Origin of the sequence: Agromyces sp. NPDC056523, from assembly GCF_042794545.1 — a bacterium.
Classification (GTDB): Bacteria; Actinomycetota; Actinomycetes; order Actinomycetales; family Microbacteriaceae; genus Agromyces.
In genome coordinates this window covers 178991-193587 of the sequence record NZ_JBHTTM010000004.1, presented here as the reverse complement: position 1 = coordinate 193587, position 14597 = coordinate 178991, and the positions used below count along the sequence as shown (strand labels likewise).

General features: G+C 66.8%; 13 protein-coding genes. 10 read left to right on the top strand and 3 right to left on the bottom strand.

Features of this window, described 5'->3' with window-relative positions; all coding sequences use genetic code 11:
• The first annotated feature begins 125 nt into the window (after nt 1-125).
• From ACFQ58_RS14325 to ACFQ58_RS14305, 5 genes are all read left to right on the top strand, one after another.
• Nucleotides 126-1109 carry an ABC transporter substrate-binding protein gene (locus ACFQ58_RS14325; RefSeq protein ID WP_376951828.1) on the top strand — a complete coding sequence of 328 codons (984 nt, stop codon included), beginning with the start codon at nt 126-128 and terminating at the stop codon, nt 1107-1109.
• Between the two features lie 109 nt (nt 1110-1218).
• Complete coding sequence (locus ACFQ58_RS14320) at nt 1219-2937, top strand: sugar ABC transporter ATP-binding protein (RefSeq protein WP_376951827.1); 1719 nt, start codon at nt 1219-1221, stop codon at nt 2935-2937.
• Entirely contained in the window at nt 2934-3980 is a 1047-nt protein-coding gene (locus tag ACFQ58_RS14315) for an ABC transporter permease (RefSeq protein ID WP_376951826.1), read from the top strand. The genes ACFQ58_RS14320 and ACFQ58_RS14315 overlap by 4 nt, the downstream gene beginning before the upstream one ends.
• Nucleotides 3977-5098, top strand: coding sequence for a galactofuranose ABC transporter, permease protein YjfF (gene yjfF / locus ACFQ58_RS14310; RefSeq protein ID WP_376951825.1), 1122 nt, complete (start codon nt 3977-3979; stop codon nt 5096-5098). Before ACFQ58_RS14315 ends, yjfF begins: the two co-directional genes overlap by 4 nt.
• Before the next feature lie 132 nt (nt 5099-5230).
• On the top strand, nt 5231-6268 hold the full coding sequence (locus tag ACFQ58_RS14305; RefSeq protein ID WP_376951824.1) for a LacI family DNA-binding transcriptional regulator: 1038 nt from the start codon (nt 5231-5233) through the stop codon (nt 6266-6268).
• A gap of 98 nt (nt 6269-6366) precedes the next feature.
• On the opposite strand, the gene ACFQ58_RS14300 is transcribed toward ACFQ58_RS14305, so the two are convergent.
• Together ACFQ58_RS14300 and ACFQ58_RS14295 are read right to left on the bottom strand one after the other, a co-directional pair.
• Nucleotides 6367-7188, bottom strand: coding sequence for an alpha/beta fold hydrolase (locus tag ACFQ58_RS14300; protein WP_376951823.1), 822 nt, complete (start codon nt 7186-7188; stop codon nt 6367-6369).
• A gap of 50 nt (nt 7189-7238) precedes the next feature.
• Nucleotides 7239-7898, bottom strand: a complete 660-nt coding sequence (locus tag ACFQ58_RS14295) for a hypothetical protein (RefSeq protein ID WP_376951822.1) — start codon at nt 7896-7898, stop codon at nt 7239-7241.
• Nucleotides 7899-8376: 478 nt separating this feature from the next.
• Between ACFQ58_RS14295 and nrdH the strand changes: the two genes are divergently transcribed.
• From nrdH to ACFQ58_RS14270, 5 genes are all read left to right on the top strand, one after another.
• The gene (gene nrdH, locus ACFQ58_RS14290) at nt 8377-8610 is read left to right on the top strand and encodes a glutaredoxin-like protein NrdH (RefSeq protein ID WP_092672516.1); all 234 of its coding nucleotides are present in this window, start codon (nt 8377-8379) and stop codon (nt 8608-8610) included.
• 51 nt (nt 8611-8661) lie between these two features.
• Nucleotides 8662-9087 carry a class Ib ribonucleoside-diphosphate reductase assembly flavoprotein NrdI gene (nrdI, locus tag ACFQ58_RS14285; RefSeq protein WP_376951821.1) on the top strand — a complete coding sequence of 142 codons (426 nt, stop codon included), beginning with the start codon at nt 8662-8664 and terminating at the stop codon, nt 9085-9087.
• Between the two features lie 35 nt (nt 9088-9122).
• Entirely contained in the window at nt 9123-11228 is a 2106-nt protein-coding gene (nrdE, locus tag ACFQ58_RS14280) for a class 1b ribonucleoside-diphosphate reductase subunit alpha (protein ID WP_376952028.1), read from the top strand.
• Nucleotides 11229-11290: 62 nt separating this feature from the next.
• Nucleotides 11291-12310, top strand: coding sequence for a class 1b ribonucleoside-diphosphate reductase subunit beta (gene nrdF / locus ACFQ58_RS14275; RefSeq protein WP_376951820.1), 1020 nt, complete (start codon nt 11291-11293; stop codon nt 12308-12310).
• Between the two features lie 2 nt (nt 12311-12312).
• A complete protein-coding gene (locus tag ACFQ58_RS14270; RefSeq protein ID WP_376951819.1) occupies nt 12313-13503 on the top strand; it encodes a nucleotidyltransferase in 1191 nt (396 codons plus the stop codon).
• A 463-nt stretch (nt 13504-13966) separates the two neighbouring features.
• Here ACFQ58_RS14270 and ACFQ58_RS14265 read toward each other — a convergent pair whose 3' ends face one another.
• Nucleotides 13967-14527, bottom strand: coding sequence for an SLATT domain-containing protein (locus tag ACFQ58_RS14265; RefSeq protein ID WP_376951818.1), 561 nt, complete (start codon nt 14525-14527; stop codon nt 13967-13969).
• Between the last annotated feature and the right edge of the window lie 70 nt (nt 14528-14597).

The window sequence follows — 14597 nt, the reverse complement described above, 5'->3', positions numbered from 1 at the left end:
ACACTTGTGAGCGCTCACAAGTGAGCGCTAACATCTCGACTGCGGCCCGAATGGACTGGCCGCCCGGCGCACCGAGACTTCGCAGCACCCCCGCCGCCGGCCAGTGAACAAGGAGGTTCCAGCTGATGAAGAAGCAGCTCATCGGCATCGCCGCCGCAGGCGCGATGCTCCTCGCCCTCTCCGGATGCGCCAGCACCGGCGACGCCGCGGCCGAAGGGCCCAAGCCGCTCGACGAGCTCGTCGTCGGGTTCGCCCAGGTCGGCGCCGAGTCGGGGTGGCGTACCGCCAACACCAAGGACATCCAGGCCGCCTTCGAGGAGGCCGGCATCGAGCTGAAGTTCTCCGACGCGCAGCAGAAGCAGGAGAACCAGATCAAGGCGATCCGGTCGTACATCCAGCAGGACGTCGACTACATCGCCTTCTCGCCGGTCGTCGAGACCGGATGGGACGCGGTGCTCAACGAGGCCAAGGCCGCCGGCATCCCCGTGGTGCTCACCGACCGCGCCGTCGACTCGAAGGACGAGTCGCTCTACGTGAGCTTCCTCGGCTCCGACTTCATCGAGGAGGGCAAGAAGGCCGGCCTCTGGGTGCTCGACGAGTACAAGGACGCGACCGAGCCCGTGAACATCGTCCAGCTCGAGGGCACCACGGGCGCCGCGCCCGCGATCGACCGCGCCGAGGGCTTCGCCGACGTCATCCGCCAGAACGAGAACCTCGAGGTCGTGGCCAGCCAGACCGGCGACTTCACGCGCGCCGGCGGCAAGCAGGTCATGGAGGCGCTGCTGAAGTCCAACCCCGACATCGACCTGGTCTACGCGCACAACGACGACATGGGCCTCGGTGCGATCGAGGCGATCGAGGCGGCCGGCCTGGTGCCGGGCGAGGACATCAAGATCGTCACGGTCGACGCGGTCAAGGACGGCATGCAGGCGCTCGCCGATGGCAAGATCAACTTCATCGTGGAGTGCTCGCCGCTCCTCGGCGGCCAGCTGGTCGACATCATCACGACGCTGAACGACGGCGGCGAGGTCGAGAAGCGGATCATCACCGACGAGACCACGTTCACCCAGGAGCAGGCCGTCGAGGCCCTGCCCGACCGGCAGTACTGAGCCCCTCTGGGGGACGGGGAGCACCGCCGGCGGCGCTCGAGACCAGCTCGAACGGTCTCGGGACGCCGCCGGCCGGTGGCTCCCCGGCCCCGCACCATCCGACGACTCGATGGAGAGCAACGTGACCAACCAGCCCGCCGCGACCGCGCCCGTCGTCGAGATGCGCGACATCTCGATCGAGTTCCCCGGCGTCAAGGCGCTCGACGACGTCGACTTCCGCATGTTCCCGGGCGAGGTGCACTCGCTCATGGGCGAGAACGGCGCCGGCAAGTCCACCCTGATCAAGGCGCTGACCGGCGTGTACGGCATCGACGCCGGCACGATCACGCTCGCGGGCGAGCAGGTCTCGTTCAGCGGGCCGGCCCAGGCCCAGGCCGCGGGCATCTCCACGGTCTACCAGGAGGTCAACCTCCTCCCGAACCTCTCCGTGGCCGAGAACATCCTGCTCGGTCGCGAACCGCGCCGCTTCGGCGGCGTCGACTGGCGCGCGATGCGTCGCCGCTCGGCCGAGCTGCTCGCGGGCCTCGGCCTCGACATCGACCCGGGCTCGCTGCTCGGCGACCACTCGCTCGCGGTGCAGCAGCTCGTAGCGATCGCCCGCGCGATCGACGTGAACGCCAAGGTCCTGATCCTCGACGAGCCGACCTCGTCGCTCGACACCGACGAGGTCGCCGAGCTGTTCCGCGTCATCCGCTCGCTCAAGGACCAGGGCGTCGCCATCCTGTTCGTCTCGCACTTCCTCGACCAGGTGTACGAGATCTGCGACCGCCTCACGGTGCTGCGCAACGGCAAGCTCGTGGGCGAATACCTCGTCGACGAGCTGCTGCGCATCGACCTCGTGCAGAAGATGATCGGCAAGGAGCTCACCGCCCTCGACGAGCTCGAGCAGCGCGTCCACACGGTGGTCGTCGACGAATCGGATGCCGCGACCTTCGTCTCGGCGGAGGGGCTCGGTCGTCGCGGCGCGATCAACCCGGCCGACCTGCCGATCGCGGCGGGCGAGGTCGTGGGCCTGGCCGGCCTGCTCGGCTCGGGCCGGACGGAGTTCGCCCGCCTGCTCGGCGGCATCGACCGTGCCGACACGGGCGAGCTGACGATCCGCGGCGAGACGGTGAAGCTGCGCACGCCGCGGCAGGCGATCTCGAAGCGCATCGCGTTCTCGTCCGAGAACCGGCGCGACGAGGGCATCGTCGGCGACCTCACCGTGCGCGACAACATCGTGCTCGCGCTGCAGGCCGATCGCGGCTGGTTCCGCCCGATCCCGAAGAAGAAGCAGGACGAGCTCGCGCAGTCCTACATCCAGGCCCTCAACATCCGGCCCGGCAATGCCGATGCGCTCGTGCGCAACCTGTCGGGCGGCAACCAGCAGAAGGTGCTGCTCGCGCGATGGCTCGCGATCGCACCCCGCCTGCTGATCCTCGACGAGCCGACGCGCGGCATCGACATCGGGGCGAAGGCCGAGATCCAGAAGCTCGTCTTCAACCTCGCCGAGAACGGCATGAGCGTGCTGTTCATCTCGGCCGAGCTCGAAGAGGTGCTGCGGCTCAGCCACCGCGTCGTGGTGCTCCGCGACCGGCACGTCGTCGCCGACCTCGAGAACGACGGGCTCACGGTCGACTCGCTGCTCGGGCTCATCGCCGACGGGCGCGTCGCGTCCGACGACGAGGCGCTCGACGAGCTGACGGATGGCGCGCCCGCGGCATCCGGCGCCACGGCAGCACCCGCGTCCGTCGCGGCCGGCGCCCCCGCGCCATCCGTCACCCCCGACCCCGCCGAACCCACCGACCCCGCCGAACCCACCGACCCCGCCGCAGGAGGCACCCGATGAGCGCCCTGCTCGCCCGCATCGTCGCCAGCCGGCTGTTCTGGCCGGTCGTGATGCTGCTCGTCCTGTTCGCGATCAACCTGGTCGCGTTCCCCGGCTTCTTCACGATCACCGTGCGCGACGGGCACCTGTTCGGCAGCCTCATCGACATCCTGCGCAACGGGGCGCCGACGCTCATCATCGCGGTGGGCATGACGCTCGTCATCGCGACGCGGGGCATCGACCTCTCGGTCGGCGCGGTCGCCGCGATCTCGGGGGCCGTCGCGTGCTCGATCATCCTCGGCTCGCCCGACCCGGCGAGCCCGGCGACCGTCGCGGTCGCGGTCGCCGTCGCGCTCGGCATCTCGCTCGTGCTCGGCGTCTGGAACGGGTTCCTCGTCGCCGTGCTCGGCATCCAGCCGATCATCGCGACGCTCATCCTGATGACCGCGGGGCGCGGCGTCGCGATGCTCATCACCGAGGGCCAGATCATCACGGTGAACAGCCCGCCGTTCAAGGCCCTCGGCTCGGGCTTCTGGCTCGGACTGCCGATCGCGGCCATCATCGCCGCCGTGGTGTTCGGCGCCGCTGCGCTCATCACCCGGCGTACCGCGCTCGGCATGTTCATCGAGTCGGTCGGCATCAACCCCGAGGCGAGCCGCCAGGCGGGTGTTCGGGCGCGCGGACTGCTGTTCGCGGTCTACACGTTCTGCGCGCTGTGCGCGGCGATCGCCGGGCTCATCCTCACCGCGAACACCGCGGCGGCGGATGCCAACAACACGGGCCTGTTCATCGAGCTCGACGCGATCCTCGCGGTCGTCATCGGCGGCACGTCGCTCGCCGGAGGGCGGTACACGTTGCTCGGCACGCTCGTCGGGGCGCTCGTGATCCAGACGCTCGTGACCACGGTGTACACAGTCGGCATCCCGCCGATCGCGACCATGGTGTTCAAGGCGGCGGTCGTCACCGTCGTCTGCCTCCTCCAGTCGCCCACGACGGCCGCGGCGTTCAGCGGATTCCGCAGACGCCTCGCCGTCCGAGCCGGGAAGGGGCTCGCCGCATCATGACCAAGCTGCTCGACGCACCCGGTGGCGCCCCGCGCGGAACCGCCCGACGCGCTTTGCGCCCGACCCGCGGCGGTGGCTCCGGCCGCGCCGGCAACGGCCGGGGCACCGGCCCCGCGACATCCGGCGGCAGCCCCCTCGCCCGCGCCGGCCGCGCCGCCGCCGCGCTGCTGACCAGCCCGAAGTACGGACCCGTCACCGTCACCGCCATCCTCTTCGTCGCGGTCTTCGTCATCGGCGGCATCCGCTACCGCGGGTTCTTCTCGGGGCAGGTGTTCCTCAACCTGCTCGTCGACAACGCGTACCTCATCGTGCTCGCGGTCGGCATGACCTTCGTGATCCTCACCGGCGGCATCGACCTGTCGGTCGGCGCGGTCGTCGCGCTCAGCGGCATGATCGCCGCGAGCACGCTGCAGACGGGATGGTCGCCAGCGGTCGTGATCCCGCTCATCCTCGTGCTGACGAGCGTGCTCGGGCTGCTCGTCGGACTCATGATCCACGTGTTCAAGGTGCAACCCTTCATTGCGACATTGGCCGCGATGTTCCTGGCGCGCGGCCTCTGCTACGTGATCAGCCAGAGCTCGATCTCGATCAGCGAACCGACCTTCGTGCAGCTCGCGGTGTCGCGCATCCCGCTCGGCGGCGGCATGTCGATCACGCCGAGCGTGATCATCGCGCTCGTCGTCGTCGCGATCGCGGTGTGGGTGCTGCACGCGACGCGCTTCGGCCGCACGGTCTACGCGATCGGCGGCAGCGAGACATCCGGTCTGCTCATGGGCCTGCCGGTTGCGCGCACGAAGGTGCTCGTCTACGTCATCTCGGGCTTCTGCTCGGGCCTGGCGGGCGTGCTGTTCACCTTCTACACGCTGTCGGGCTACCCGCTCACGGCGATCGGCACCGAGCTCGACGCGATCGCCGCGGTCGTGATCGGCGGCACGCTGCTCACCGGCGGATACGGCTTCGTGCTCGGCTCGGTGCTCGGCGTGCTCGTGCTCGGCGTGATCCAGACCATCATCACGTTCGAGGGCACGCTCTCGTCGTGGTGGACGAAGATCTTCATCGGCGCGCTGCTGCTGGTGTTCATCATCCTGCAGAAGGTGCTCACAGCCCGGCGGCGGTGAGCGCGAGCGGATGGCGCAGCGCCCGTTCCCGCGGGGGACCGGGCGCTCCGCCTCCCCGCCCGGGCCCGCTCCGGGCGGGATAATCGACATGACGAGCGCGCCGGGGGCGCGGGGCAGGGAGCCAGGCAGCGAGTGAGCGATCACGACGACAAGACCCGGGCGGCGACGATCTTCGACGTGGCCCGGCTCGCCGGCGTGTCGCACCAGACGGTGTCGCGCGTGCTCAACGACCTGCCGAACGTGCGACCGGCCACGCGCGCACGGGTCGAGCAGGCCATCAAGCAGCTGCGGTACGTGCCGTCGCCCGCGGCACGCGCGCTGGTGACGCGGCGCACGCGCACGCTCGGCCTAATCGTCACGGGCGCGCCCGACTACGGCCCGTCGTCGACCGCGCTGCACTTCAACGAGGCGGCCCGCGACGCGCGGTACGCGGTCATCACGGCGAGCATGCTCGAGACGGATGCCGCGAGCATGCGCTCCACGGCCGAGCTGCTCGTGCGCCAGAACGTCGAGGCCATCGTGCTCATCGCCGCGCAGCGCGCCGCGCTCGACGCGCTCGACGGGATCGAACTCGGCGTGCCGATCATCGCCGTCGCCTCCGAGGATCGCGGCGAGATGCACCGCGTGTGGCTCGACCAGTACGCGGGCGCGCGCCTCGCGGTCGAGCACCTCATCGCCCTGGGTCACCGCGAGATCCGGCACGTGGCCGGGCCGACGAACGCGATGGATGCCGCGGAGCGCGTCCGCGGCTGGAGCGCCGCCCTCGGCGAGCACGGCCTGCCGGCGCGCGAGCCCCTGGTCGGGGACTGGTCGCCGGGCAGCGGGTACGTGCACGGGCGCGCGCTCGCGGGCGACCCCGACATGACCGCGGTGTTCGTGTCGAACGACCAGATGGCACTCGGCGTGATGCACGCGCTGGCCGAGGCGGGTCGCTCGGTGCCGGGCGACGTCTCGGTGGTCGGCTTCGACGACATCCCCGAGGCGGCGTTCTTCGCGCCGCCGCTCACGACGATCCGGCAGGACTTCGACGCGCTCGGACGCGACGCGATGGCGGGCGTGCTCGCCGTGCTCGGCGACGACGACCGCATGCCGGCGCCGCGCGTGCCCGACCTCGTGGTGCGCACGAGCACGGCCGCGCCCACGCGCGACCGCGCGGCCGTCACCTCCTAGCCGGTCGGCGCCGTTCGGCCCTCGACGTGACGCAAGCAAGGTGCTCCATGCCGCGGGAGTTCGCGCCGTTCGCGTCACTTCGCGGCCGCTGGGACGGCTCAGCGCTCGACGTGCGCGTCGAGGAACTCCGCGATGGTCTCGGCCATCTGCTCGGGCTGCCACTGGTGCTGGGCGGCCGGGATGGCGCGACGCTCGGCGTTCGGCATGGCGGCGGCGATCGCATCGGCAGCAGGTCCCATCACGTCGAGCGTCTCCTCGCCGACGAGCACGAGTGCGGGCGCGGTGATGCCGCCGAGCAGCTCGGCGTGCGGCGCCGACTGCGACCACGCCATGGACTCGGCATCCGCTTCGAGGCTCGGCCCGATGCGCACCATGACCGGCCAGGACGGGCTCGCCTTGGCCTGCTCGAGCCACTCGTGCGGCATGTCCTTCATGAAGTACTCGACGACCGCGTCGGGATCGTCGCCGGCGATGCGGTCCCGCAGCCCGGCGAGGAACTCCTCGCCCTCGGATCCGCCCTCGGGATCGAGCGGCACCTCGAACGTCACGAGCGCGCTGACCGGGAACCCTGCCGCGGCGGCCGCGAGCGCGATGGCGCCGCCCGACGAGTTGCCGAACAGAGCGACGCCCTGCGGCGCATCGCCCGTGCGCTCGAGCTCGGTGACGATTGCGTAGAGGTCGGCGATGCTGTCGGCGAGCGTCATGCTGCCCTCGTGGGTGCTCTCGCCGCGCCCGCGCCGGTCGTAGTTGATCACCGAGTAGCCGCGACCGGCGAGCAGCTTCGCGAGCTGCTTCGTCGTCGGATCGAACGCGCGGAACTGGAACGCGCCGCCGACGAGCACGACGGGCGGGCCGTCGCCCTCCCGGTCGTAGGCGATCGACGTGCCGTCGCGCGAGATCACGGTGTGGGACGGGGCCATGCGGTCCTCCTTCGCAGGTCCGGTCTGCGGGGTTCGGTCCGCGGGCCACGCTACCGGGGTGAGAGGCCCTGCGACAGGGGGTGGATCGCCTCCGCGCGGCGGATCAGCTCATTCATGAGGTTCAGGTACTCGTGCTCCGCGGTCGGGCGGAGCAGGAGGGTGTGATCGTCGACTGGCGCGAGGCCGACGACGAATGCACCCTGGTCCGTATCCGCGGCGATCAGGATGGCGCGTTCCGTGAACTCGGCGAAGTCGGCGCTGCCGACCCGGATCGCCTCGACCGCGGCCCACGGGACGAACACCGATCCCTGAGGTCCGCCGATCGGACGCTCCCTGAGCTCGAAACCGTCCGCGTCGAGCGTCAGCAACTGGAACGATCGACCGGGCTTGCGACGCTCGCCGGCGGCATCACGTTCGACCGGGCCCGACGCCGTGACGGCGAGCGTGCTGCGAACCGCCACCGCATCGGCATCGGGCACCGACTCGCGGAGCGCCTCCAACCGGGTCCGTGCCTCTCGAACGATGAACCAGCGCCGAACGGCCACCACCACCACGCCGGCAGCAAGCCCGATGACGGCGGCGACCAGACCATCTCGGACGCCCCGCGTCCCGCCGACTCCGATCGCCAAAGTGACCACGGCCACGAGCATGCCCATCAGCGACGTGCCGGCCAGTCGCTGCGCGATCGGCAGTCCCGGTGCGGTGCGCACGTGGAGACGGGGACTCGCCGCGAATGGGGCCGCGCTATGGGAGATCACCCGCTCACGCTACCTGCCCGCGAGCTGCAGGCCGTCCGGGCCGCGACGCGCCGTGCCATCCGCCAGTCGAATGTCGGTGGGTGGTGGAAGCATGAACGTGGGCAACACCACATGTTGGGGTCGGGGGGCCATGAAGGCCCAGATATCGGGATGGCGCGACACGCCGCGACACGCCCGGCATCTGTTCACAGGCAGAATCCGCTCGAACGAGCGGGCCTGTGGAGAACGTCGACCGGAACCGCGGAAATCCGCCGGTCAGGCCCATCTCGGGCTGGGGATGAACGGTGGAGAACGCGGTGGAAAACTACACGGATGTAACTACATCATCTTGTGGTCGTGCATTTGGTCAGCCACTAGATGTAGTATTGAAGGACACCAGCAACACCGGGGGAGTCGGCTCCTTCAGGGGCCAGAGAAGAGGGGTTTCGACATGACGGTCACGGTCTACACCAAGCCTTCGTGCGTGCAGTGCAACGCGACGTATCGAGCCCTCGACAGCAAGGGCATCGACTACGAGGTGCTCGACCTCTCGCAGGACGAGCAGGCGCTCGCCGCCGTCAAGGAGCTCGGGTACCTGCAGGCCCCGGTCGTCATCACCGACGAAGACCACTGGTCGGGCTTCCGCCCCGACAAGATCGACGAGCTGGCGAGCCGGCTCGCGTAACGCTTCCGGGAGCAGCGACCGGGGGGTCGTGATGCGGAACCTGGAGCAGCAATGACGAACCTCATCTACTTCTCGAGCGTCTCGGGCTACACCGCCCGGTTCGTCGAGAAGCTCGGTCGGCCGGCGGAGCGCATCCCGCTGCATGCGAAGGATGCCCCGCTCGTCGCCGACGAGCCCTACGTGCTGATCGTGCCGACCTATGGCGGCGGCGACGGTCATGGAGCGGTGCCCAAGCAGGTCATCAAGTTCCTGAACGACCCGCACAACCGGGCCCTCCTCCGCGGCGTCATCGCCGCGGGCAACACCAACTTCGGTACGGCCTACGGCCTCGCCGGCGACATCATCGCCGCGAAGTGCCACGTGCCGCACCTGTATCGCTTCGAACTGTTCGGAACACCAGACGACGTTCGCGCCGTCGACGAGGGATTGGACGCATTTTGGTCAACGCAGCAGCATCCGGCCGCGACAGTGGCGTGAGCGTCATCGACGCACCGCGCACGAGCAACGCGGGGATGGACTACCACGCGCTCAACGCGATGCTGAACCTGTACGGCGCCGACGGCAAGATCCAGTTCGAGAAAGACCGCGAGGCGGCGCGCGAGTACTTCCTGCAGCACGTCAACCAGAACACGGTCTTCTTCCACTCCCTCAAGGAGCGCCTCGACTACCTCGTCGAGAAGGAGTACTACGAGCCCGAGGTCCTGGCGCAGTACGACTTCGAGTTCATCCAGAAGCTCAACGACCTGGCGTACTCGAAGAAGTTCCGCTTCGAAACGTTCCTCGGCGCGTTCAAGTACTACACGAGCTACACGCTCAAGACGTTCGACGGCAAGCGGTACCTCGAGCGCTTCGAGGACCGCGTCGTCATGACCGCGCTCGGCCTCGCCGGCGGCGACGAGCAGCTCGCGATCGACCTCGTCGAAGAGATCATCGCCGGCCGCTTCCAGCCCGCGACGCCCACGTTCCTCAACACGGGCAAGGCGCAGCGCGGCGAGCTCGTCTCGTGCTTCCTGCTCCGCATCGAAGACAACATGGAGTCCATCTCCCGCGGCATCAACTCGTCGCTGCAGCTGTCGAAGCGCGGCGGCGGCGTGGCACTGCTGCTCAGCAACATCCGTGAAGCAGGTGCACCGATCAAGCAGATCGAGAACCAGTCGAGCGGCATCATCCCCGTCATGAAGCTGCTCGAGGACTCGTTCAGCTACGCCAACCAGCTCGGCGCGCGCCAGGGCGCCGGCGCGGTGTACCTATCGGCGCACCACCCCGACATCATGCGGTTCCTCGACACCAAGCGCGAGAACGCCGACGAGAAGATCCGCATCAAGACGCTCTCGCTCGGTGTCGTCATCCCCGACATCACGTTCGAGCTCGCGAAGAACAACGAGGACATGTACCTGTTCTCGCCGTACGACGTCGAGCGCGTCTACGGCAAGCCGTTCGGCGACGTGCCGATCAGCGAGCACTACCGCGAGATGGTCGACGACCCGCGCATCAAGAAGACGAAGATCAACGCGCGCGAGTTCTTCCAGACGATCGCTGAGATCCAGTTCGAGTCGGGCTACCCCTACATCGTGTTCGAGGACACGGTGAACAAGGCCAACCCGATCAAGGGCCGGATCAACATGTCGAACCTGTGCTCCGAGATCCTGCAGGTCAACACGCCGACGACCTACAACGAAGACCTCTCGTACGCCCAGATCGGCAAGGACATCTCCTGCAACCTCGGCTCGCTGAACATCGCGCTGGCGATGGACTCGCCCGACTTCGGCAAGACGGTCGAGACCGCCATCCGGGGCCTGACCGCGGTGTCGAACATGTCGCACATCTCGTCGGTGCGTTCGGTCGAAGACGGCAACGACAAGTCGCACGCCATCGGCCTCGGGCAGATGAACCTGCACGGCTACCTCGCCCGCGAGCGCATCTTCTACGGTTCCGAAGAGGGCATCGACTTCACGAACATCTACTTCTACACGGTGCTGTTCCACGCGCTGCGGGCGTCGAACCAGATCTCGATCGAGCGGGGTGAGACGTTCGACGGGTTCGCCGACTCGAAGTACGCCTCGGGTGAGTTCTTCGACAAGTACACGGATGCCGCGTGGGTGCCGCAGACCGCGCGGGTCATCGAGCTCTTCGCCGATGCCGGCGTGCACATCCCCACCCAGCACGACTGGGAGGAGCTGAAGGCCTCCGTCCAGGAGCACGGCATCTACAACCAGAACCTGCAGGCGGTGCCGCCGACCGGCTCGATCTCGTACATCAACAACTCGACGTCGTCGATCCACCCGATCGCGGCGAAGATCGAGATCCGCAAGGAAGGCAAGCTCGGCCGCGTCTACTACCCGGCGCCGTTCATGACGAATGACAACCTCGAGTACTACGAGGACGCGTACGAGATCGGCTACGAGAAGGTCATCGACACCTACGCCGCGGCGACGCAGCACGTCGACCAGGGCCTGTCGCTCACGCTGTTCTTCAAGGACACCGCGACGACCCGCGACATCAACAAGGCCCAGATCTACGCGTGGAAGAAGGGCATCAAGACCATCTACTACATCCGGCTCCGCCAGCAGGCCCTCGAGGGCACCGAATTGGATATGTGCGTCAGCTGCACGCTGTAGTGAGTATCCCTCACGTTTGAAGATCCGTCCGCTTCGCGACATCCGCCCCAGAAGGAACTGACATGACCCTCACCGACCCGGTCAACGCGGCCGCCAACGACCCCGCCCACCACGGCAAGGTGAAGCTGGTCGACCACGTCAACGCGATCAACTGGAACCGCATCCAGGACGACAAGGACCTCGAGGTCTGGAACCGCCTGGTCGGCAACTTCTGGCTGCCCGAGAAGGTGCCGCTGTCGAACGACATCCAGTCGTGGAACACGCTGACGCCCGAGGAGCAGCAGCTCACGATGCGGGTGTTCACCGGCCTGACGCTGCTCGACACCATCCAGGGCACGGTCGGCGCGGTCTCGCTCATCCCCGACGCGATCACGCCGCATGAAGAGGCGGTGTACACGAACATCGCGTTCATGGAGTCGGTGCATGCGAAGAGCTACTCGTCGATCTTCTCGACGCTGTGCTCGACGAAGGACATCGACGACGCGTTCCGCTGGTCGGTCGAGAACGAGAACCTTCAGAAGAAGGCCGCGATCGTCATGGAGTACTACCAGGGCGACTCCCCGCTGAAGCGCAAGGTGGCCTCGACGCTGCTCGAATCGTTCCTCTTCTACTCGGGCTTCTATCTGCCGATGCACTGGTCGTCGCGCGCGAAGCTGACGAACACGGCTGATCTCATTCGACTGATCATCCGCGACGAGGCCGTGCACGGCTACTACATCGGCTACAAGTTCCAGAAGGGCCTCGAGCGGGCGGATGACGCGACCCGCGACGAGATCAAGGACTACACGTTCTCGCTGCTCTACGAGCTCTACGACAACGAGGCGCAGTACACCCAGGACCTCTACGACGGCGTCGGCCTCACCGAAGACGTCAAGAAATTCCTGCACTACAACGCCAACAAGGCCCTCATGAACCTCGGCTATGAGCCGATGTTCCCGAAGTCCGTCACCGACGTGAACCCCGCGATCCTCGCGGCCCTCTCACCGAACGCCGACGAGAACCACGACTTCTTCTCGGGCTCGGGCTCGTCGTACGTGATCGGCAAGGCGGTCAACACCGAGGACGAGGACTGGGACTTCTGATCATGACGCTGACCGAGCCCTCAATTGGAGCTGCACCCTCGGGTAGATGGGGCACTCTGGATGCTCTTCTCGGCCGAGGTCTTGCTTCTCTCGACATCACGCCGAACGAAAGAGATCGAGCTGTTCGACGTTACGAGGGTGTGGGCTCCGCACTCGACGAACAGTGGGAGAGCACTCGCACGGAGAATCGCGTGTTCACTCAGGGTTCGTTTCGGCTCGGAACGGAAACTCGCCGGCTCACTGCTAGTGACGACATCGACATCGACTGCGTCGCGCTCCGCGGTCTCGCTCAGTCCTCAGTTACGCAGAGCGAGCTGAAAGATGATGTCGGACGGGCCGTGAAGTCCTACGCGAGTGCACCCGCATCCGGCAGCCCATCGGTCGCCGAGAGCGACAGATGCTGGACACTCAGCTGGCCGGGTATGCATTTGGATATCCTTCCTGCCATCCCTGATGGATCGATCGATCAGGGCGTTCTGATCACCGATCAGAACCTGCGTAGTTGGCAGCACTCGAACCCTGACGGTTACGCGGAGTGGTTCCATGGTCGGATGGCGGCCGAGGTGCAGGCCGAGCGCGTGCTGCTGGCGAGGGCGCTCAACATCGACGATGTCCCGGAGTGGCGAGTCAAGACCTCGCTGCAGCGATCCGTTCAGGCCCTCAAGCGACACCGTGACATGTACTTCGCTGAGCGGCCGGCCGATCGGCCCGCTTCGATCATCATTACGACTCTCGCCGCACTCGCATACGAAGAAGGTGGCGACCTCTTCGATGTGCTGCGCGGAGTCACTTCTCGGATGCCGAGCTACCTCGACTACTCGCTCGGCGAGTGGCGTCTGCCTAATCCCGTCGAGCCCGATGAGAATTTCGCCGACTACTGGGCAACCGAGCCTGACCGGGCAACCCGGTTCTTCACGTGGATGGAAAAAGCAACTCGGGATTTCGCGGAGCTCGGTGCATCCGTTGGAATTCACCGTATTGGCGAGTCGCTCAACCGATCTTTCGGCGCGCGCGTCGCGAGCCACGCGCTGGAGTCAGTCGCTAGCGGTCTATCGGTCGCCCGGTCCACCAACACCGTAACGATGCAAGGTGGCACAGGTTCCCTGCAGATGCATCCGCGGGGTGCGGTGTCCTCACCTTCTCCCAGCCGCGTCGTCAAGAAGAACACCTTCTATGGCGGGCCCGCGCGCTGAGCTTCGGCTGGCCCAGCAAGCTCTGGCGCTCAGGACGGCGTTCCCGGATACACGACCGCATCTAAAGCACGGCAAGCTCTCCTGGCACGGTCGACTCCAACCTGCCCCTGCAAGCGAAATTTACAGCGTGCGACTCGAGGCTGCGGCCGTAGCACCGGCGGAGATTTACGTTGACGCTCCGGCACTGAAGCCGAATGCTGACGGACTATTGCCTCACGTCTTCGACTCTGGTGCCCTTTGCCTAAACATTCACGGGGAGTGGCGCCCGCACATGCTATTCACTGACACCTTCGTCCCTTGGGCGTCGCAGTGGCTCTTGTTCTATGAAGTATGGGTCGCAACGGGTGTGTGGTACGGCGACGGGCCCGAAGCGCTTGACCCGATCTCGCAGCAACGGATACTACATCCCTACGGGGGCAAGTAGAGTTTCTCCTGCCGTTCCGCGATTTGCGAGAGATGCGATCTATTCCACCGACTTCGGCCAATGCAGTGCCTTTGGCAGGAAATGGTTCAATTCTTCGTCGCTGAACGTCATATCTTCGTCAACCTGGAGTGCCTTAGATGCAGCCCGATACGACCTCGGGCTCGTGTCGGGCGCGAGCTCATAGGCGTATTGCGCATCGTCAGCCAGACGATTCCGTCGTGCTCGCGCGGAGTCTGGGTCGACAGCGTTGTCAGACAGATCCGAAAGCAGCAATTGAAGCTCGTCTCGGATCCCCAGGAGGCGCTTCGCTGCGGCTCGGTGACTAGCAGCCGCTCCAACCGGATCAAAGCTAAGCTGAATCAGCGCATAAGCCGCGGATAGGGTCGCAAGCAACGCCGTGGCGATGAGGGCTTCTTGGCTTCCGGTATTGAAGATGGAAACAACGCCTCCAAGGGTCAAGGCGTTCAGAATGATATTCGTCCACCTCGACAATGTGCCGAGGCGTGACAGTCGTTCTCGCTCCTTCTCATGAGTCTTGTGGGTATATACAACTCGCCCGAAAAGCTCGCGTGTGCTTTCGATCAGGGCGTCTTGAGGCATCTTTTCTCCAAGTCGTGCGGTGCGATTGCAGTTCGCTCCATACTGACCAGCATGCGGCGATGAACGACGG